Origin of the sequence: Paraburkholderia youngii, assembly GCF_013366925.1 — a bacterium.
Lineage (GTDB): Bacteria > Pseudomonadota > Gammaproteobacteria > Burkholderiales > Burkholderiaceae > Paraburkholderia > Paraburkholderia youngii.
Genome location: NZ_JAALDK010000001.1, coordinates 234,626 through 253,942, shown reverse-complemented (window position 1 = coordinate 253,942; position 19,317 = coordinate 234,626). Strand labels below are relative to the sequence as shown.

General features: G+C 63.9%; 18 protein-coding genes and 2 pseudogenes. 8 read left to right on the top strand and 12 right to left on the bottom strand.

From position 1 onward, the window contains the following. Nucleotides 1–31 precede the first annotated feature (31 nt). A complete protein-coding gene (locus G5S42_RS01195) occupies nucleotides 32–979 on the top strand; it encodes a sugar-binding transcriptional regulator (RefSeq protein WP_176105172.1) in 948 nt (315 codons plus the stop codon). A 66-nt stretch (nucleotides 980–1,045) separates the two neighbouring features. On the opposite strand, the gene G5S42_RS01190 is transcribed toward G5S42_RS01195, so the two are convergent. Beyond that, nucleotides 1,046–1,300 (bottom strand): contact-dependent growth inhibition system immunity protein, encoded by a 255-nt coding sequence (locus G5S42_RS01190; protein WP_176105171.1) that lies wholly within the window; start codon nucleotides 1,298–1,300, stop codon nucleotides 1,046–1,048. Between the two features lie 21 nt (nucleotides 1,301–1,321). Continuing rightward, a complete protein-coding gene (locus tag G5S42_RS01185; protein ID WP_176105170.1) occupies nucleotides 1,322–1,732 on the bottom strand; it encodes a hypothetical protein in 411 nt (136 codons plus the stop codon). 350 nt (nucleotides 1,733–2,082) lie between these two features. Between G5S42_RS01185 and G5S42_RS01180 the strand changes: the two are divergent. Continuing rightward, nucleotides 2,083–2,915: pseudogene (locus tag G5S42_RS01180) on the top strand (RNase A-like domain-containing protein). 10 nt (nucleotides 2,916–2,925) lie between these two features. Then, nucleotides 2,926–3,213 carry a contact-dependent growth inhibition system immunity protein gene (locus tag G5S42_RS01175; RefSeq protein WP_176105169.1) on the top strand — a complete coding sequence of 96 codons (288 nt, stop codon included), beginning with the start codon at nucleotides 2,926–2,928 and terminating at the stop codon, nucleotides 3,211–3,213. Nucleotides 3,214–3,357: 144 nt separating this feature from the next. Here G5S42_RS01175 and G5S42_RS01170 read toward each other — a convergent pair whose 3' ends face one another. The 6 genes from G5S42_RS01170 to G5S42_RS01145 all read right to left on the bottom strand — a co-directional run bounded on the left by G5S42_RS01170 (nucleotide 3,358) and on the right by G5S42_RS01145 (nucleotide 9,466). Then, on the bottom strand, nucleotides 3,358–4,467 hold the full coding sequence (locus G5S42_RS01170) for an ABC transporter ATP-binding protein (RefSeq protein WP_176105168.1): 1,110 nt from the start codon (nucleotides 4,465–4,467) through the stop codon (nucleotides 3,358–3,360). Nucleotides 4,468–4,553: 86 nt separating this feature from the next. Further along, on the bottom strand, nucleotides 4,554–5,267 hold the full coding sequence (locus G5S42_RS01165) for an HAD family hydrolase (RefSeq protein WP_176105167.1): 714 nt from the start codon (nucleotides 5,265–5,267) through the stop codon (nucleotides 4,554–4,556). After that, the gene (locus G5S42_RS01160) at nucleotides 5,264–6,139 is read right to left on the bottom strand and encodes a carbohydrate ABC transporter permease (protein WP_176105166.1); all 876 of its coding nucleotides are present in this window, start codon (nucleotides 6,137–6,139) and stop codon (nucleotides 5,264–5,266) included. Before G5S42_RS01160 ends, G5S42_RS01165 begins: the two co-directional genes overlap by 4 nt. Continuing rightward, entirely contained in the window at nucleotides 6,136–7,071 is a 936-nt protein-coding gene (locus G5S42_RS01155; protein ID WP_026229139.1) for a carbohydrate ABC transporter permease, read from the bottom strand. Before G5S42_RS01155 ends, G5S42_RS01160 begins: the two co-directional genes overlap by 4 nt. A 195-nt stretch (nucleotides 7,072–7,266) precedes the next feature. Then, nucleotides 7,267–8,589, bottom strand: a complete 1,323-nt coding sequence (locus G5S42_RS01150) for an ABC transporter substrate-binding protein (RefSeq protein WP_176105165.1) — start codon at nucleotides 8,587–8,589, stop codon at nucleotides 7,267–7,269. 97 nt (nucleotides 8,590–8,686) lie between these two features. After that, nucleotides 8,687–9,466, bottom strand: a complete 780-nt coding sequence (locus G5S42_RS01145; RefSeq protein WP_176105164.1) for an L-iditol 2-dehydrogenase — start codon at nucleotides 9,464–9,466, stop codon at nucleotides 8,687–8,689. A 253-nt stretch (nucleotides 9,467–9,719) separates the two neighbouring features. Here G5S42_RS01145 and G5S42_RS01140 point away from each other — a divergent pair, with 253 nt between their 5' ends. From G5S42_RS01140 to G5S42_RS01125, 4 genes are all read left to right on the top strand, one after another. Next, nucleotides 9,720–10,211, top strand: a complete 492-nt coding sequence (locus tag G5S42_RS01140; protein WP_176105163.1) for a Fur family transcriptional regulator — start codon at nucleotides 9,720–9,722, stop codon at nucleotides 10,209–10,211. Between the two features lie 80 nt (nucleotides 10,212–10,291). After that, nucleotides 10,292–11,275: a metal ABC transporter solute-binding protein gene (locus G5S42_RS01135; protein WP_176105162.1), complete on the top strand. Its 984-nt coding sequence runs from the start codon at nucleotides 10,292–10,294 to the stop codon at nucleotides 11,273–11,275. Continuing rightward, nucleotides 11,272–12,258, top strand: coding sequence for an ABC transporter ATP-binding protein (locus tag G5S42_RS01130; RefSeq protein ID WP_176105161.1), 987 nt, complete (start codon nucleotides 11,272–11,274; stop codon nucleotides 12,256–12,258). The genes G5S42_RS01135 and G5S42_RS01130 overlap by 4 nt, the downstream gene beginning before the upstream one ends. Next, the gene (locus G5S42_RS01125; protein ID WP_013090401.1) at nucleotides 12,251–13,033 is read left to right on the top strand and encodes a metal ABC transporter permease; all 783 of its coding nucleotides are present in this window, start codon (nucleotides 12,251–12,253) and stop codon (nucleotides 13,031–13,033) included. Before G5S42_RS01130 ends, G5S42_RS01125 begins: the two co-directional genes overlap by 8 nt. An 83-nt stretch (nucleotides 13,034–13,116) precedes the next feature. On the opposite strand, the gene fghA is transcribed toward G5S42_RS01125, so the two are convergent. The 3 genes and pseudogenes from fghA to G5S42_RS01110 all read right to left on the bottom strand — a co-directional run bounded on the left by fghA (nucleotide 13,117) and on the right by G5S42_RS01110 (nucleotide 15,809). Continuing rightward, entirely contained in the window at nucleotides 13,117–13,971 is an 855-nt protein-coding gene (gene fghA, locus G5S42_RS01120; protein ID WP_176105160.1) for an S-formylglutathione hydrolase, read from the bottom strand. Between the two features lie 108 nt (nucleotides 13,972–14,079). Beyond that, nucleotides 14,080–14,211: pseudogene (locus tag G5S42_RS43990) on the bottom strand (S-(hydroxymethyl)glutathione dehydrogenase); the annotation flags it as partial. A 131-nt stretch (nucleotides 14,212–14,342) separates the two neighbouring features. Next, the gene (locus tag G5S42_RS01110; RefSeq protein WP_176105158.1) at nucleotides 14,343–15,809 is read right to left on the bottom strand and encodes a xylulokinase; all 1,467 of its coding nucleotides are present in this window, start codon (nucleotides 15,807–15,809) and stop codon (nucleotides 14,343–14,345) included. A gap of 468 nt (nucleotides 15,810–16,277) precedes the next feature. On the opposite strand from G5S42_RS01110, the gene G5S42_RS01105 reads away from it, so the two are divergent. Beyond that, on the top strand, nucleotides 16,278–17,687 hold the full coding sequence (locus G5S42_RS01105) for a nucleobase:cation symporter-2 family protein (protein WP_176105157.1): 1,410 nt from the start codon (nucleotides 16,278–16,280) through the stop codon (nucleotides 17,685–17,687). A gap of 115 nt (nucleotides 17,688–17,802) precedes the next feature. On the opposite strand, the gene G5S42_RS01100 is transcribed toward G5S42_RS01105, so the two are convergent. Next, nucleotides 17,803–19,317 carry an efflux transporter outer membrane subunit gene (locus G5S42_RS01100; protein WP_176105156.1) on the bottom strand — a complete coding sequence of 505 codons (1,515 nt, stop codon included), beginning with the start codon at nucleotides 19,315–19,317 and terminating at the stop codon, nucleotides 17,803–17,805.

The window sequence follows — 19,317 nt, the reverse complement described above, 5'->3', positions numbered from 1 at the left end:
ATCATCGGCACACTTCAAGCGAAATCTCATCGTGCCCAGGTCCACAGAAAAACTCGATCTCGCCACGCGCGCCGCGTGGCTTTACTACGTCGCGGGCAACACCCAGAACGAAATCGCCGAGAAGCTGCAGGTGTCGCGGCCGGTCGCGCAGCGGCTCGTCGCATTCGCGGTCGAAAAGAACCTGATCCGCGTGCGGGTCGATCACAAGCTCGCCGATTGTCTGTCGCTCGCCGATCAGCTGTCGAAGCGCTACGGCCTCAGCATGTGCGAGGTCGTGCCGATCGATGGCGATACCCCCGAGGAACTCGACCGCAAGCTCGCGGTGGCCGGCGCGCAGGTGATGGAGCGTTATCTGACAGCGGAAAAGCCGATGGTGGTCGCAGTCAGCAGTGGCCGCACGCTGAAGGCCGCGGTCGATCAGATCGCGCAGCTGGACCGTCCGCAGCACCGGTTGGTATCAATGGTCGGGGCGATCGCGCAGGACGGCTCCTCGAACCGCTACGACGTCGCGCTGCACATTTCTGAAAAGACCGGTGGCAAGCATTTTCTGCTGCCCGCGCCGCTACTCGCCGACAGCGAGGCCGAGCGCGCGCAGTGGTGCAATCACCGTCTTTATCGGATCGTCGAGTCGCTGTCCGCGCAGGCCGACGTGGCGTTCGTCGGCATCGGCAACATCGGCATGACCTGTCCATTGCACGAAGACGGCTTCATCACGGAAGGCGAGGTGAAGGAGCTGATGCACAACGGCGCGGTCGCCGAAATGCTGGGCCTGCCGATCGATGCGGCCGGCGCGCACGTCGAATCGCCGACCGGCCGGCGCGTGACGAGCATCGCGCTCGACGCGCCGCCACGCCGGCCCACCATCGGGTTTGCGGGCGGCCAGCGCAAGCGTGAGGCGTTGATCGCGGTGCTCAAGGGTGGGTGGTTGTCGGGGCTCGTGACGGATGAGTTGTGTGCGCGGGCGGCGTTGGAGGCGTGAAAAAACGCCCGCAGAAGAAGGCGGGCGATCGGTGTAGACGCGCCGCAAGATGGCGCGGTTGGAAGCTTACTCGCTCAGGAGCCTCGTCAACTCCTCAAAAAATGAGGCGGCCGTGCGCCCCCACAGGTCTGGCGAAAAGTCCTGCCCGTAAGTCTCCTCAAATGCCCTGTCCGGGTCAGGGTGCTCGCGCTTGAATCGCCCCATCTCAGACAACATCCTTTCATGCGCGTCCACAGGCGTTCCCTGTTTGTAGCATTCAACGACCTCAGCGATTGCGTCTCCTGAAAGTTCGTAATCTTGATAAGTTGACTGGTTTTCCATGATTTATCTGAAGGCGTCGAATCAATCTTCATCTTCAAACCAGATACAGAAATATTGACCATCTCCACTACTTATAATAATACCCGAGTCAAATGTCGAGTCCGTAAGACCATTCCATGAATTCGACAATGGCGATTCCTTGTTTGAAAAATACCTACTGTCTTTTAATTCATTTTCAGAAATTATTCTTTCAGCAAGCTCTTCCGCTTTACCCCTGTTCATGCGCTCACAATCATAAGCCTGTTCTTTCCATAGCAGATTCGTAAGAATAGCAATGGCCCCGGCTCTATCCTGGGGCATAAGCATCTTCTCGTCGGGCGTCAGGCCGAATTTGGACAGCGCCAAGGACAGGTCATCTGAATAGTCCAGTACATCGGAAATTCTGACCATCGTTGGGCCTCTCGCCGCGAGGATATCGGTGATTAAACTCATTTTCACTTGCCTCAATTAAACATCCAAATAAGCGGTGAGAAAGATAACCGGTGGATTCACGGTCCGTCTATGGGCGAGGGATGATTCGGAGAGAAGGCGCTGTTCGGCGGCCAATACCGGGCCGCCAAAGCTGCTGTCGCTGACCGACAGTCAGACGGCACCGCGCTCGCACTATCTGTAGCTCCGTTACGACGAAACAGTCGCAACGAGCGTAATGCTTTGGCTATTCCCGCTTCACGCAAAACAGGCACCGCGCATCCGACCTACGGAAAATTCGGAGTTGTCCCAATCTTGAGAGGCGGTCAGCAAGTCAGCATTGGAGCCCCACAAAAACATCAGAGGGTTTCAATATGCCCGGTGCCGATAACGCCGAAGGAGTGAAGGTTGTACTGAGTGCTCCGCAAGTCGCGGCCGTGCTGTCTCGCCAGTCGATCAGTCAGACGGAGATGCTTTCCAACCGGCTTTGGGGCGGGTTACAGGTCGTCGGCGGCGTGCTGGAAATGGTCGGCGCGGGTGTGCTGTGCGCTTTGCCAGATCCGACGATGGCGAGCAAAGCCGGCTGTGTCGTATTCGGGATACATGGCTCCGACTCAGCGGCGGCTGGGCTGCGGCAGGTCTGGACGGGTCAGGACACGGCCACGCTGACCCAGCGGGGCACGACTAAACTCGCTGAAGCGATGCAAGCGAGCCCCGACATGGCGAACAACATCGGCCTGTCCCTCGATATCGCCGTGCCATTCGGCTTCTCTGGCTTGATCAGGGCGGCGCGCGCCGCCCGCATAGCAGTAGGCCGGATCAACCTGGACATGCATGAAGCGAAGGAGGGCAGCAGGATCGGTGGACATACGCTTTTGAAACATGTCGGAAGGACTGAAGCGCAGTTGCGGGAAAGACTGGTAAATGAGCCGCAGCGGAAAGTCGTGTCATCGTTCACAAACCGCGGAACTGCGGAATTGGCTATATCGGAAGTTATGTCTTCAAACGCAATTAGACTCCGCGCGTGGGCGCAGAATCCGACGCGAGATATTACTCTTACACTGATTAAGCACGTCGCAGGCGACGTTGGATATGGGATATCGAGGGAACAGGAAAGCTGACGAAAATGAATAGAGTGACAGTCTTTCTAAGGTACGAACCCTATAATGGCATGCCATATTACGTGCTTACCGCTTATATTGACTGAAGGGAAAACGATGTCGCCCGAACGCTACCCCGCGATGCACCGCATATTTCACGTATATTTTGGTCAGGACTTTGACCTTTTTGGCGAAACCATTGCCGAAATCTTGGCTTGTTACAAAAAGGACAGCCCCCACACTTATTCGAATTTGATTCATGAAATCAATTCGTTCATGGATGAGCACTCGGCCGATCTGGATTGTGCGTTTGAAAGAAGCTATGGAGCGGGCGTTGATCCGACGCTGTGGGGACATACCACCGAGTCTTTTCTTAATGAGCTTAAGGGTCTCATGAGCGAATAGCGTCGCTTTCCCCGAACCGGACGGCTCCCGCCGTCCGGAGGTTTTCCCTGCTTTTATTTCACATCGGAAACCCAAAGCGCCCAACATCCTCGAAAGACAGCGCCTTGAGTGCGCCGTCTGTTTCCGCAATGCGTCATCGCCCGATCACGCCGCCAACACCTCAACAATCTTGCGCTGGAACGCCTTCCCGTCGCTGTCGAACAGATGGCAATGCTCCGGAGTCGCGCCGAGCTTCTGCGTGTTGCCCTTCGCATGACGTTCGAGCGGCGGAATCCGCGCGATCAAACCGTCCGGCGCGACGCTCGACTCCGCGTACAGGTACGCGGCATCGCCGAGCGATTCGACCGTCATCGTGCGTGCCTCGATACCGTCCTCGGTCGTGCTGACGTGCAGGTGCTCGGGGCGAATGCCGACCGTTACCTTGTCGCCCTGCCTGGCCGCGCCGGGCTCGACCGACACCCGCTGCGTCTCGCCGGTCTCGTAACGCACCGCGACACCGTCGCGCGACACCGACTGCACAATGCCTTCCATGAAGTTCATCTTCGGCGAACCGATGAAACCTGCGACGAAACGGTTCGCGGGCGCGTGATACAGCATCGTCGGGCTGCCGACCTGCTCCAGATTGCCCGCCGACAACACCACGATCTTGTCGGCCAAAGTCATCGCCTCGACCTGGTCGTGCGTCACGTAGATCATCGTCGTCTTCAGCTCGTCGTGCAGGCGCGCGAACTCGAGGCGCATCTTCACGCGCAACGCGGCGTCGAGATTCGATAGCGGCTCGTCGAACAGGAACACCTTCGGCTTGCGCGTGATCGCGCGGCCGATCGCGACGCGCTGCCGCTGTCCGCCCGACAACTGCTTGGGCTTGCGATCGAGCAGATGGTCGATATGCAGAATCTTCGCCGCGTTGCGTACGGCCGCGTCGATCTCCGGCTTCTTCGCGCCGGCGAGCTTCAGGCCGAACGCCATGTTGTCGTACAGCGTCATGTGCGGATACAGCGCGTACGACTGGAACACCATCGCGATGCCGCGCTTGGCCGGCGGCACGTCGTTCATGCGCGCGGCGTCGATGTTCAGATCGCCGCCCGTGATGTCCTCGAGGCCCGCGATCATCCGCATCAGGGTCGATTTGCCGCAACCGCTCGGCCCCACGAACACGACGAATTCGCCATCGGCGATGTCGAGATTGATGTCACGCATCACTTCGTTGTCGTCGTAGGCCTTTCTGATGTTGCGCAAGGTTACGCTTGCCATGATGTGTCTCCGTGTAATGCTGTCGATGCTGCTCGTTACTTCGTGCTGCTACCTGATGCCGTGTCGTGTCGCATAGGTTCGCGCGCTCATGGTGCCGCGGCCGTCACGGACAGCGACCATTGCGCGACGAGGTCGGGCAACTGCCGCATATCGTCGAATACATGACGCGCGCCCGCCGCGTGCAGACGCTCGATCTGCGCATCGCTCGCATGACCGCCGCCGATAAACCCCAGCACCGCCATGCCCGCCGTGGCCGCCGCCGTGACACCCGTCACGCTGTCCTCGACGACGAGGCACGCGGCAGGCGCAAGCCCGAAGCCTTGCGCCGCCGCCAGATACACGTCCGGCGCGGGCTTCGGATTCGGCACCGCGTCGGCGCAGAACAACCGCTCGCCGAAGAACCGCTTCAGGCCCGTGCGCGCCAGCACCGTCTCGACGTACGGCCGGAAGCTATTGCTCGCGCAGCCTTTGACGAGCGGCACCTGGGTCAGCGCCATCTCGATGCCGTCTACCGCGGGCGCATCGATCGCCGCCGCTTCGACCGCGCGGCGGATCGCGTCGATATCGTCGGCGCCGAGCTGCTGGCCGAGCTGCGTCGCGGTGTCCTGCAGCACGCGCTCGATGCGCAGCCCGAGCAGCGGCAGCACGACCGGCTCGACGTCGACGCCGGGCCAGCGCGCCTCGAGTTCCCGCACCAGCATGCGCGCGGCCACCGCTTCGCTGTCGATCAGCACGCCGTCGCAATCGCAGATCAACGCATATCGCGCGACGCCCGGACCCGCCGTCGGGTCCGCCGTCACTTGACCGCCCCGAACGTGAGGCCGCGCACCAGCTGCTTCTGCGACAGCCAGCCGACGATCAGGATCGGTGCGACCGCCAGCAACGAAGCGGCCGACAACTTCGCCCAGAACAATCCTTCAGGGCTCGAATACGACGCGATGAACACGGTCAGCGGCGCGGCGTTCGAGCTCGACAGGTTGATGCTCCAGAACGCCTCGTTCCACGCCAGGATCACGAGCAGCAGCGCGGTCGACGCGAGTCCGGGCAGTGCCATCGGCATCAGCAGATAGACGATCTCCTGCCATGTCGCCGCGCCGTCGATGCGCCCGGCTTCGAGAATGTCACGCGGTATTTCGGCGAAGTACGTGAACGCCATCCAGACCGCGATTGGCAGATTGATCAGCGTGTAGACGATGATCAGACCCGACACCGTATCGAGCAGGCCGCTGTTTTTCCACAGCAGATAGATCGGCACGAGCACGCCGACCGACGGCATCATCTTCGTCGACAGCATCCACAGCAATACCTTCTGCGTGCGGTTCGTCGGGAAGAACGCCATCGCGTACGCGCACGGCACCGCGAGGATCAGGCACAGCAGCGTGACGCCGACCGAGATCAGCACCGAGTTCCACGCGAACGCGAAGTAGTTGCTGCGCGCGAACACTTCGCGGAAGCTGTCGAGCGTCGGCATGAAAAACAGCGACGACGCGTAGGCCTGCTGCTCGGTCTTGAACGCGGTGATCGTCATCCAGAAGATCGGGAAGAACAGCAGCAGCGCGACGAGCCACGCGATCACGCCGGGAATGCCGCGGCGAATCGTGTCGAACGGCGATTTGGTCGGCAACGCGACGGGTTGGGTCGTCGATGCAGCAGTAGAGGCAACGTGGCTCATTTTTCGTACTCCCCTTTCAGGTTCTTCGCGAGCATCCGCACGAGGAAGAACGACACGATGTTGGCCAGCACGACCGCGAGAATACCGCCCGCCGATGCGAGACCGACGTCGAACTGTTGCAGGCCGAGCGAGAAGATCAGATACGACAGCGTGGTGGTCGCGTTGCCGGGGCCGCCGCCCGTGGTCGTGTAGATCTCGGCGAAGATCGACAGCAGGAAAATCGTCTCCATCATCACGACGACCGCGATCGCGCGTCTCAGATGCGGCAGTGTGATGTAGAAGAACATCGAGAACGGACCCGCACCGTCGATCTTCGCGGCTTCCTTCTGCTCCTGGTCGAGCGACTGGATCGCCGTGAACAGGATCAGGAACGCGAACGGCAGCCACTGCCACGCGACGATCATGATCACCGCCGTCAGCGGATAGTCGGCGAACCAGTCGATCGGCTGCATGCCGAGCGCGCGCATGCCCTGCGCGACGAGGCCATACACCGGGTGCAGGATCATGTTCTTCCAGATCAGCGCGCTGACCGTCGGCATCACGAAGAACGGCCCGATCGCGAGCAGGCGCGCGATGCCCTGCCCGTAGAACTTGCGATCGAACAGGATCGCCATCAGCACCCCGCCGACCACGGTGATCACGAGCACCCACACGATCAGCTCGATCGTGTGCGCGATCGACGGGCCGAACGACGGATCGGTCGCGAGATAGCGGTAGTTGTCGAAACCTGCGAAACCGCGCAGATCGGGATTCAGCAGGTTGTAGTGCGAGAACGAGAACCAGATCGTCATCGCGAGCGGAATGACCATCCACAGCACGAGAACGCTGACCGACGGCGCCACGAGCCAGCGGGCCGAATTGGCCTTACGCTCCTCGCGTTCTTTTTCTGTCTGGGGATGGGCGTGCATCAAAGGTAGGCGCAAAGGACGCATGATGGACCACCTGTTCGGTAATGCGCGGAGCGTTCGCCCGAGCCGCGTGTGTGCGACGCGGCATGCCGTGCTGAATGACGCACGGCACGCGCCGCATCGCTTACGGCGCAGACCAACGGCCGCCCTGCTTCATGAGCCGCATCGGTCGATGCGGCGGGCATGCCGGGTTACAGCAGCGCAGTTATTTCTGCGCAGTTACTTCTGATAACCCGCCTGCTTGACTGCGCGGTCCGCGGCCGCGTTGCCGGCCGCGAGCGCCTGGTCGACCGTCATCTGACCGGCGATCGCGCCGGAGATGCTCTGCCCGACCACCGTGCCAAACGACTGGAACTCAGGAATTCCGACGAACTGGACGCCGGTGTACGGGACCGGCTTCAAGGTCGGATGATCCGGGTCGGCGGTCTGGATCGCCTTCAGCACGAAGTCGCCGAACGGCGCGGCCTGCTTGTACTCGGGGCGCGCATAGGTGGACTGGCGCGTGCCCGGAGGCACCGAGGCCCAGCCTTCGTCCTTCGCGACCAGTTCAATGTACTCCTTCGAGGTCGCCCACTCGATGAACTTCTTCGCCGAATCGGCCTGCTTCGACGACTTCGGAATCGCCAGCGCCCACGCCCACAGCCAGTGCGAGCCCTTCGGCGTGACCGCGACCGGCGCCGCGGCGAAGCCGACCTTGTCGGCGATCTGCGACTGCTGCTTGTTGTACAGCATGCCGGCCGCGACCGTCGCGTCGATCCACATCGCGCACTTGCCGGACGACATCAGCGTCAGGTTTTCGTTGAAGCCGTTCGAGCTCGCTCCCGGAGGGCCGTCCTTCTTCAGCAGATCGACATAGAACGTCATCGCCTTCTTCCATTCCGGCGAGGTCAGCTGCGCGTTCCACTTGTCGTCGAACCAGCGGCCGCCGAACGTGTTCACGACCGTCGTGCCGTACGCCATGTTCTCGCCCCAGCCCGCCTTGCCGCGCAGGCAGATGCCGTATTGCTCCTTGGACTTGTCGGTGAGCTTGTCGGCGAATTGCGCGATCTGGTCATAGGTCGGCTGGTCGGGCATCTTCAGGCCGGCCTTGTCGAACAGATCCTTGCGGTAATAGGTCATCGAGCTTTCGACGTAGAACGGCAGCGCGTACAGCTGGCCGTTCGCGGACAGGCCGTCGCGGGCCGTCTTGACGACGTCGTTCAGGTCGTAGTTCGCGGGCAGGTTCGCGATCGGCGCGAGCCAGCCGCGCTTGCCCCATTGCGGCGTTTCGTACGCGCCGATCGTCATCACGTCGAACTGGCCGCTGCCGGTCGTGATGTCGGTCGTCGCGCGCTGACGCAGCACGTTTTCTTCGAGGATCACCCAGTTCAGCTTGATGTCCGGATTCGCTTTTTCGAACGCGGGCGACAGCTTCTTCAGCTCGATCATGTCCGGATTGTTCAGTGTCGCGATCGTCACCGTCGCCGCCGATGCGCTCAGCGCGAAGCAGGTGGCCGCGCCGGCACCGGCCGCCTTCAGCGCGAATTTGAAAGCTGGTTTCATGGTTGTCTCCTTTCTCATACGTTATGTGATGCTGCGTTCGTTTGACGGAATGACGCGCCGCTCCGAGCAGCCAACGTGCCCGCTCCCTGCTCTTCGTTCAGCTCATCCAGTTGCCGCCGTCGACGTTCAGCGTCTGCGCGGTGATGTAGTCGGCATCGGCAGACGCGAGGAACAGCGCGGCGCCGGTCAGGTCGTCGGGCACGCCCATGCGGCCGAGCGGCACGGCCTCGCCGACGAGGCGCTTCTTCTCGCCGAGCGGCCGGTTCTCGTAGCGTGCGAACAGCGCGTCGACCTCGTTCCACATCGGCGTGTCGACGACGCCCGGCGCGATGCCGTTTACATTGATCTTATGCGGCGCGAGCGCGAGCGCCGCGGACTGCGTATAGCTCAACACCGCCGCCTTGGTCGCGCAGTAGTGCGACACGAGCGCCTCGCCGCGCCGGCCGGCCTGCGACGACATGTTGATGATCTTGCCGCCGCGGCCCTGCTCGACCATCTGCCGCGCGACCGCCTGCATCAGGAAGAACATGCCCTTCACGTTGACCGCGAACAGGCGGTCGAACACGTCCCAGGATTCGTCGAGGAGCGGGCGCATGTCGAACAGCGCCGCGTTATTGAACAGGATGTCGATCTGGCCGAAGCAGCCGAGCGTGCTCGTGACGATGCGCTCGATGTCCTCGCGGCGCCGGACGTCGGCACTGACGCTCAACACGCGCTCGCCGTAGGTGCCGCGCAGCGCGCCGCCGATGCTGTCGGTCGGCTTCACGTCGACCAGCACGCAGCGCGCGCCTTCGTCGAGATAGCGCAGGGCTACCGCTTCACCGATACCGCTGGCCGCGCCCGTCAGAATGGCGACCTTATCCTGCAATCGTGCCACTGCCTGTCTCCGGTTCGTTTTTACATCCTCGCGCCTAGTGAGCGAACGCTCATCGTGCGATCAATTGCTCGGCTAGTGATCGAATGATCGGATACGGGCCGGGTCATGTCAAGGCACGCGGACGAATTTCGATGGTGCAGCGCGGCAGGCTTCCAATCCGCGAAGATCCGCGCTGCTGACAAAAAATCGCGATACGTTATATCATTTCGACCTCGTCGCCCGCCGGGGGCGTCACGCCAGGAGATTCACGCCGATGACTACCTCGCTCGCCGAACAGCACGCCATGCGCCTCGCGCATGCGGATGCGCACGCCGCGGCGCAGGGGCTCGCGCTGACGCCGCTGCGTCGCCAGGTGTATGCGGCGATCGTCGCAAGCGAGCGGCCGGTCGGCGCGTACGAGTTGCTCGACGCGCTCGCGCCCGAGCGCGGTCGCATGCCGCCGACCACCGTCTACCGCGCGCTCGACTTCCTCGTCGCGCATGGCTTCGTGCATCGGATCGAATCGAAGAACGCATTCGTCGCTTGCTGCGAAATCGGCGTGCCGCATCGCAGCCAGTTCCTGATGTGCGACGGCTGCGGCGCGACCGTCGAGATTCCCGGCGACGAACTCGCCGACCGCCTGTCGCACAGCGCGCCCGCGTATGGCTTCGAGGTGCATCGCCAGGTGATCGAGTTGAGCGGCCTGTGCGGGCTATGTGCGCGAGCCGCGAAGCCTGGCGGCGGCGCAGCGGGCGCTTCGTCGTAATCAGACGCGCGGCGCCGCGCTGTATTTGGCCTTGCCACCCCGAGTAACTCATTCAAACTCTCAAGCAGTAGGAAACAACGATGAAAACGATCCGCTTGATGTTGTCCCGAGCGCAGCGCGCGCTGAAGGGTTCGATGTCTGTACGCACCCATCTGCGCACCTGTCTGCTCGCGCTCGCGGCGTTCGGCTTCGGCCATGGCGCGTTCGCCGCCGACGCGAAGATTTCGGTCGTCGCCGCGGAGAATTTTTATGGCGATGTGGTGCGGCAACTCGGCGGCGATCGTGTCGACGTGACCAGCATCCTCAACAACCCGGACCAGGACCCGCATCTGTTCGAAGCGAGCCCGGCCACCGCGCGCGCGTTGCAGCACGCGAGTCTCATCGTCTACAGCGGCGCCGACTACGATCCGTGGATGGGCAAGCTGCTAGCCGCGTCGAAAGGCGCGCAGCGCACCGTGATCGTCGCGGCCGATCTGGTGGGCAAAAAAGGTGGCGACAATCCACACCTGTGGTATGACCCGGCGACGATGCCCAAAGTCGCGCGCGCGGTCAGCGACGCGCTCAGCGCTACTGACCCGGCGCACAAGTCGGCGTACGATGCGAACCTCGCGAAGTTTCTCGATTCGCTGAAGCCGATCGACGCGAAAGTAGCCGAGCTGCATGGCCGCTATGCGGGCCTGCCGGTCACGGCGACCGAGCCGGTGTTCGGCTATATGTCGGACGCGATCGGCCTGAATATGCGCAACCAGCGCTTCCAGCTCGCCGCGATGAACGACACCGAAGCGAGCGCGGCCGATATCGCCGCGTTCGAACGCGATCTGCGCGAGCGGCGCGTGCGCGTGCTGATCTACAACAGCCAGGCCACCGAGGCGCTGACCCGACGCATGCTGAAGCTCGCGCAACAATCGAAGGTACCGACGGTGAGCGTCACCGAAACCCTGCCGGCCGGCAAGACCTATCAGACGTGGATGCTGACGCAGCTCGACGCGCTGCAGAAGGCGCTCGCGGCGGGTGATACAAACGGCCCGAACGGTGCGACCAACGCAAAAGGACAGACTCCATGACTCCGACTGTCCATCGAACGCCAGCAGGTGCGCCGGCAGACGTACCGACCGCGCACGGCGACACGCCCGTGCTCGAACTCGACAACGTGACGCTCGATCTGGGCGGCCGCACGATCCTGCGCGACACCAGCTTCGACGTGAACCAGGGCGAGTTCATCGGTGTGCTCGGGCCGAACGGCGCGGGCAAGACGACGCTGATGCGCGCGGTACTCGGCCTCGTGCCCGCCGCGGCCGGCGCGATTCGCGTGCTCGGGCAGACGGTCGAGCGCGGCAACGCGTCGATCGGCTATATGCCGCAGACGCGCAGCGCGCTCGCCGGCCGCCGTGTGCGCGGCCGCGATTTCGTCGCGATGGCCGCCGATGGTCATCGCTGGGGCTTGCCGCATGCGGATGCGAAAACGCGCGCGGACGTCGATCGGGTGCTCGAACTCGTCGGTGGGACGAATCTCGCGAAGCGGCCGCTGTCGGAGTTGTCGGGCGGCGAACGGCAGCGGCTTCTGCTCGCGCAATGCCTGCTCGGCAATCCGAAACTGCTGCTGCTCGACGAGCCGTTGATCAGTCTCGATCCGCATCATCAGAAGAGCGTCGTCGAACTCGTGCGGCGCGTGCAGCGGGAGCTCGGCATCTCGGTGCTGTTCTCCGCGCATGAACTCAATCCGCTGCTGAACTCGATCGATCGCGTGCTGTATCTCGGCAGCGGCGTCGCGGCGCTCGGCACCGTCGACGAAGTGATCACGCGGCCGGTGTTGTCGCGTCTGTACGGCTCGCCGATCGACGTGATGCGCGTGAACGGCCGCATCTTCGTGATGTCGGGCGGCGTCGAAGTCGAGAAGCACGATCACGAGCACGAAGACGACGAGGAAGGCGGACATACGCATTCGCACGGCTACCCGCATGACCACGGCCACGGTCATTCACACGGCCACTCACACAGTCACTTGAACCCGCAAGATTCACGCGACGGACACAAGCACGATGTTTGAATACGATTTCATGGTGAACGCATTCGCGGCGTCGGGGATCGTCGCGGTGCTGGCCGGCGTGGTCGGCTATTTTCTGGTGATGCGTGGACAGACCTTCGCGGGCCACGCACTGTCGCATGTCGGCTTCACCGGCGCGACCGGCGCGGTGCTGATCGGCATCTCGCCGATCTGGGGGATGATCGGCTTCACGCTCGCGGCCGGTGTCGGCATGGGCGCGCTCGGCGAACGGCTCGCTGGGCGCGACGTCGCGATCGGCGTGATCCTTTCCTTGTCGCTCGGCTTCGGGCTGCTGTTTCTGCACTTTTTCACCGCGTATGCGACGCAGGTGACGGCGCTGCTGTTCGGCAACGTGCTCGGCGTCAATGCATCGACGCTCGGGGTGCTTGCCGCGCTCGGTGTAGTGAGTCTCGTGGCGCTCGCGGCGATCATGCGGCCGCTGCTGTTCGCGTCGCTGCAGCCGGAGCTGGCCGAAGCGAAGGGCGTGTCGCTGCGCCGCGTGTCGGTGCTGTTTCTCGCGATCGCCGCGCTGGCCGTTGCCGCCTGCACACAGATCGTCGGCGTGCTGCTCGTGTTCACGCTGATGGTAGGCCCGGCCGCCGCCGCGCAGAACCTGAGCACGCGGCTGTCCACCGGTCTCGTGCTCGCGGCCGTCTTCGCACTCGCGCAGGCGTGGCTCGGCTTGACGCTCGCGTTCTATACCGATTGGCCGACGAGCTTCTGGATCACCGTGCTGTCGGCGGCGGTGTATGGCGGGAGTTTGCTGAAGCGGCATTGAGCGGCGCTTTCGTCGATCACATGAAAACGGCGGCACGTCACGTGTCGCCGTTTTTCATTTCGCGCCGCGCTTTACGACGTTTTTCAGCCTAGCAACACCTTCGCGTGATGCGCGAGATGATCCTCGATGAATGTCGAGATGAAGTAGTAGCCGTGGTCGTAGCCTTCGTGACGATGCAACGTCAACGGCTGCCCCGCGGCCTTGCACGCCACTTCGAACACGTCGGGATTCAGCTGCGTGGGCAGGAACTGATCCGCGAGTCCCTGATCGACGAGAATCCCTGCCGCGAACTTGCGCGTCGCGTGCGCGACCAGCTCGCTCGCGTCGTACTGCTTCCACGCTTCACGGTTCTCGCCGAGATAGCCGCTGAACGCCTTCTCGCCCCACGGACAACGCATCGGCGCCGCGATCGGCGCGAACGCCGACACCGACCGATAAATGTCCGGATTGCGCAGCGCGAGCACCAGCGCACCGTGCCCGCCCATCGAGTGACCGAAGATGCCGAGGCGCTCGCCGTCGACCGGCAATTCGTTCACGACCGTCTCGCGCAGTTCATCCCGCACGTATGAGTACATCCGGTAGTTCCTGGACCACGGCTCCTCGGTCGAGTCGACATAAAAGCCCGCGCCGACGCCGAAGTCCCACGCATCGCTCTCGCCTGGCACGCCCGCGCCGCGCGGACTCGTGTCCGGCGCGATCAATGCGAGCCCATGCTGTGCCGCGAAGCGCTGCGCGCCGGCCTTGATCGGAAACGTTTCTTCCGTGCTGGTCAGTCCGGCCAGATAGAACAACGCCGGCACACGTCCCGCGTTCTCATGCAATGCCTGCGGCGGCAGATAGACCGAGAAGCGCATCGGCAGACCGATCGCGCGCGACTCGTGCCGGTAAAAGCGCTGCTCGCCGCCATGACAGGCGTGCGACGATAGTAGTTCGAGCATCGTTAGATTCCTCGCTTAGTAGAGCACGGCCGAGCGGATCGACTTGTCCTTCTTCATCAGATCAAAGCCCTCGTTGATACGCTCGAGCGGCAGACGGTGCGTGATGGAGTAGTCGGTATGGCAGATGCCCGTCGCCTTCACCTCGATCAGGACCTCACTGGCGCGCGGGCCTTCGAGTTCGACTTCCTCGATCGTCAACGGGGCGCCTGCTTTCCATGCGATTGCTGCTTTGCTCTTCATCGTCAATCCTCCTCCCAGTCCGTGAGTGCGTGAGTGCGTGAATGCGAAATGGGCATCGCGTGCCCGGCGACCACGTGGCGCGCGAAAAGCGTAATGGTATTGCATAGCGCGCGAAGGCTGCGCCGCCGCTGCTACTGCGCTTCGCGTGGCGCCCCGCCGCCGAACCACGGCTCGACCCGGCCGTACAGCTCGACGAAGCGCGCATACCGTTCGGCAAGGGCCGCATCACCTCGCGGACCCGCGACGCGCGTCGCGCCCGGCGCGAGCGCGGCGAGATCGCGCGTTAGCCAGTGGCCGCACGCGAGGCCGCCAAGGATCGCCGCGCCGCGCGGTGCCGCGTTCGGGCAATCGACCGCGTGCAGCTCGACGTCGAGCGCATCGGCGAGCAGTTGCCGCCAGCGTGCATCGACGGAGCCGCCGCCCGCGAGCTTGAGCGCCGTCACCGGTGCGCCGCTCGCGCGAATCGCGTCGAGCCCGGCGCGCAACGAGAACGCCACACCTTCGAACGCGGCGCGCATCATCGCCCCGCGCGTGTGCTCGAGCGATAAACCGAGCCAGCCGCCGCGCGCCTGCGGGTTCAGCCACGGCGTGCGCTCGCCGGTCAGGTACGGCAGGAAAGTCAGCGTCGACGCGGCGTGACCCGTTGCATCGGCGGCTGCATCAGCGGCATCGCCGAATGCGTCGCGGTAAGCCTGCGCCCACTCATACGACAGCCACCCGCGCACCCGCTCCAACGCGATGCCGACGTTCTGCATCGCCGCCATCCGATACCAGTGATCGCTCGCCGCCCGATAGCGATGCAAACCCTTCAGCGGCGCCGGTTCGTCGTTCGCGAGCACGACGATCTGTCCCCCGCTGCCGGTCGTCAGCAGCGCGTCGCCGTCCTGCGCGAGTCCGCTGCCGAGCGCAGCGCACGGTGTGTCCGCGGCGCCGGTCGCGAGCACGATACCGGCCCGCAAACCGAGTGCCTGCGCGGCCTGCGGCGACAGCGCGCCCGACGCCGCATACGACGACGCCAGCGGCGCGAACCACTCGCGCGGAATCTCGAGCCGCTCCAGCAGCGCCGTGTCCCACGCGCCGGCGGGATTAGCGAGCGCGGTCGCGCACGCGTCGGACGCATCGGTTACGCACGCGCCGCCGAGCGCGACGCGCAGCCAGTCCTTCGGCTGCAGCGCCCAGCGCGTGCGGCGCGCGGCCTCCGGTTCATGCAGCACGAGCCAGCGCAGCAGAGGACCGGCCATGCCGGGCGCGACCGGATTCGGTTGCGGCTCCGCCCATGCGTCGAGCACGGCGAGCGCGCGCGAGTCGGGCCACAGCATCGCGCGCCGCACCGCCGCGCCGCTTGCATCGAGCAGCACGACGCCGTGCATCTGACCGGAGAAGCCGATCGCGCGCACGCCATCGCGCAGCTCGCGCGGCAGGCCCGCCATCGCATCGACGAGCGCGTTCCACCACGTCTCGACGTCGGTTTCGGCCCAACCCGCGTGCGGCGTAACCAGCGCATACGCGACGCTCGATACCGCCTGCTCGCGTCCATGTTCGTCGACGATTGCCGCTTTCAGGGAGCCGGTGCCGAGGTCGATGCCGAGAAAACTCATGAGCGCAGGGACGTTGGAATGACGATGAGGAAGGAGCCAGCGAGGCTGGCGACGAGACATGCAAGCGAAGCAAATAAACCAGGCCGCCGCGACACCGCGAACGTTCGGCGAACGGGTCGAAAAACTCGCGGAAAGAAGCCCATTCGCGGGTTAACCCCCTCGTGCGGCGAGCGTCGTCAAAACAGGACTATGCATGAAGCGTGATACACGCCATTGATTCTCACACATATCCCCGCCAGCGACGAAGCCGCGCCGCGCACGCGACGCACCGCCGGCAATCGCCGCCGCATAGGGCTTGCCGCCGCTGCGCTGCCGATCCGTCCCACGCGCGGCTTTGATTTGCCTTTCAAAATAGGCCTGTGCATATCGTCGCCGGGAATGCCGGAATAGCCACGTATGGTCTTGTTGCGACTTTTCGTCCCCGATACCTTGGAGTCATCCCAAAACGAGATGGTGGAGACAGACGATATGCAAGCGAACACGGTTCACCCGTGCGACGAGCGCCTACCGGCCGGCCAGTTGCTTACTCTCGGCATCCAGCACGTGCTGGTCATGTACGCTGGCGCGGTCGCGGTGCCGCTCATCATCGGCGCCGCACTGAAGCTGCCGAAAGATCAGGTCGCCTTTCTGATCAGCGCCGATCTGTTTTCCTGCGGCATCGCCACGCTGATCCAGACGCTCGGACTGTGGATCTTCGGCATCCGCCTGCCGGTCATCATGGGCTGCACGTTCGCGGCCGTCGGCCCGATGGTCGCGATCGGCACCAATCCTTCGCTCGGCCTGCTCGACATCTTCGGCTCGACGATCGCGGCCGGCGTGATCGGTATCCTGCTCGCGCCCGCGGTCGGCAAGCTATTGCGCTTCTTCCCGCCGGTCGTGATCGGCGTCGTGATTTCGGTGATCGGTTTGTCGCTGATGGAAGTCGGGATCAACTGGGCGGCCGGCGGTGTCGGCAATCCCGAATACGGCAATCCGGTCTACCTCGGCCTGTCGCTGCTCGTGCTGACGCTGATCCTGCTGATCAACAAGTTTGCCAGGGGTTTCGTCGCCAATATCTCGGTGCTGCTCGGTATCGTCGCGGGCTTCGCGATCGCGCTGATGCTCGGCCGCGTCAACCTTGACGGCGTCATGCACGCGCCGTGGGTGGGCTTCGTGATGCCGTTCCACTTCGGTCTGCCGCGCTTCGATCCGCTGTCGATCGCGACGATGGTCACCGTGATGTTCGTCACGTTCATCGAATCGACCGGCATGTTCCTCGCGGTCGGCGACATGGTCGATCGTCCGGTCGATCAGAAAACGCTGGTGCGCGGCTTGCGCGTCGATGGTCTCGGCACGCTGATCGGCGGCATCTTCAACTCGTTCCCGCATACGTCGTTCTCGCAGAACGTCGGGCTGATCGGCGTGACCGGCGTGAAGAGCCGCTTCGTCTGCGCGATGGGCGGCGTGATCCTCGTGCTGCTCGGACTGTTTCCGAAGATGGCGCAGGTGGTCGCGTCGGTGCCGGCGGTCGTGCTCGGCGGCGCGGGCATCGTGATGTTCGGCATGGTCGCGGCGAACGGCATCAAGGTGCTGTCGCGAGTCGACTTCGTCAGGAATCAGCACAACCTGTTCATCGTCGCGGTCAGCATCGGGCTCGGCCTCGTGCCGGTGGTGTCGCCGCACTTCTTCTCGCAACTGCCGCCGGCGTTGTCGCCGCTGCTGCACAGCGGGATTCTGCTTGCGTCGGTGTCGGCGGTCGTGCTGAACCTGATCTTCAACGGCGTGAAGAGCGAGAAGAAGGCGAAGAGCGAGCTTCGCCGCGCCGGGCACGATCTCGACAATAGCGCGGGCAGCGAGCCGCAGGGCAACGAGATGCTGCGGGCGGCGGATCTGCATTGAGCGTTTGATGCGTCGCTGACGCGCCGAGCGGCAACGAACGCCGCGCATCAACAAAAACGCCACGGCATGCCGTGGCGTTTTTGTTTTGCTTCAGCGTTTCATCAACCTGCCGGGCTCACCCCGCGGTGGCCGCCGATGCCGCGACCGGCGCGCTCGCCGCACCGTAGTCGACCGGTGCGTCGGCGGGACGCGGCTGGTCGCCGTTGTACTCGATCCAGCCGCCGCCGAGCGCCTGATACAGCGTGACCAGGTTCTGCAGACGCTCCATGCGCGCGGTCACCAGCGCCTGCTGAGCCACGTACAGCGCGGTCTGCGCGGTCAGCACCGACAGATAGCTGTCGACCCCGTTCTTGTAACGCAGGGTCGACAGATCCAGCCGGCGCTGCTCGGCCGCGACATCCCGCTCGAGCGCCGCGATCTGCTCATCGTAGGTGCCGCGCGCGGCCAGTCCGTCCGCCACTTCACGGAAGGCCGTCTGGATCGCCTTTTCATAGGTGGCGATCTGCACGTTCTTCTCGATGTTGGCGAGATCGAGATTGGCCATGTTCTGACCGCCCTCGAAGATCGGCAGCGTGATCGACGGCGCGAAACTCCATGCCGCCGAACCCGGCTTGAACAGGCCGCCGAGCGTGGGACTCAACGTGCCGGCGCTCCCCGTCAGCGTGACCTTAGGGAAGAACGCGGCGCGCGCCGCGCCGATGTTCGCGTTGGCCGCGAGCAGATTCTCCTCGGCTTCCATGATGTCCGGACGACGCGTCAGCAGATCGGACGGCAGGCCCGCCGGAATATCCGTGAGCAGATTCTGGTCGCTCAGCGGCAGGCCTGGCGACAGATCCGCCGGCAACGGCTCGCCGATCAGCAGCACCAGCGCGTTATCGGCCTGGGCCCGCAAACGCATCTGCGACTGCAGGTTCGCGCTCGCGGTCTCGACGACCGTTTGCGACTGGCGCAGATCGAGTTCCGATCCCGTGCCGTTGTCGAACTGCAGTTTGGTGATGCGATACGACTCCTGCGCCGTAACCAGCGTGTTCTGCGTGACCTTCAGCAGATCGTCCAGTTCGAGCACCGTCATGTACTGGTTCGCCACCTGCGAGACCAGCGCGATTTCGGCGGCCTTGCGCGCCTGCGCGGTGCCGAGATACTTGGCCAACGCCTGATCCTTCAGACTCTGCACGCGCCCGAAAAAGTCGATTTCCCACGACGCGTTCAAGCCCACCGAATACGTGTTGGAGATCGTCACGCCGGTGAAAGTCAGATCCTTCGGCGTGCGCGATCTGCTTTGCGAAGCCGCGGCGTCGAGCGTCGGGAACAGACCCGCGCGCACGATGCGGTACTGCGCCGCCGACGCCTGCATGTTCAGCACCGACACACGCAGATCGCGGTTGTTCTTCAGCGCGATTTCGATCAGCTGCTGCAGACGCGGATCGACGAAGAAGTTGCGCCAGCCGATGTCGGCGGCGGCCTGGCCGTCCGCGCTGCGCGCGCCCTGCGCGCCCGGCTGCTGGTCGTACACGCCGCCGGTCGGGAAGGTCGCCGTTACGGGCGCCGCGGGCCGCTGGTAATGCGGCGCCAGCGTGCAACCCGTGGCGAGCAGCGCGACTGCCACTGCAATCAAAGAGTGTTTTTGCAT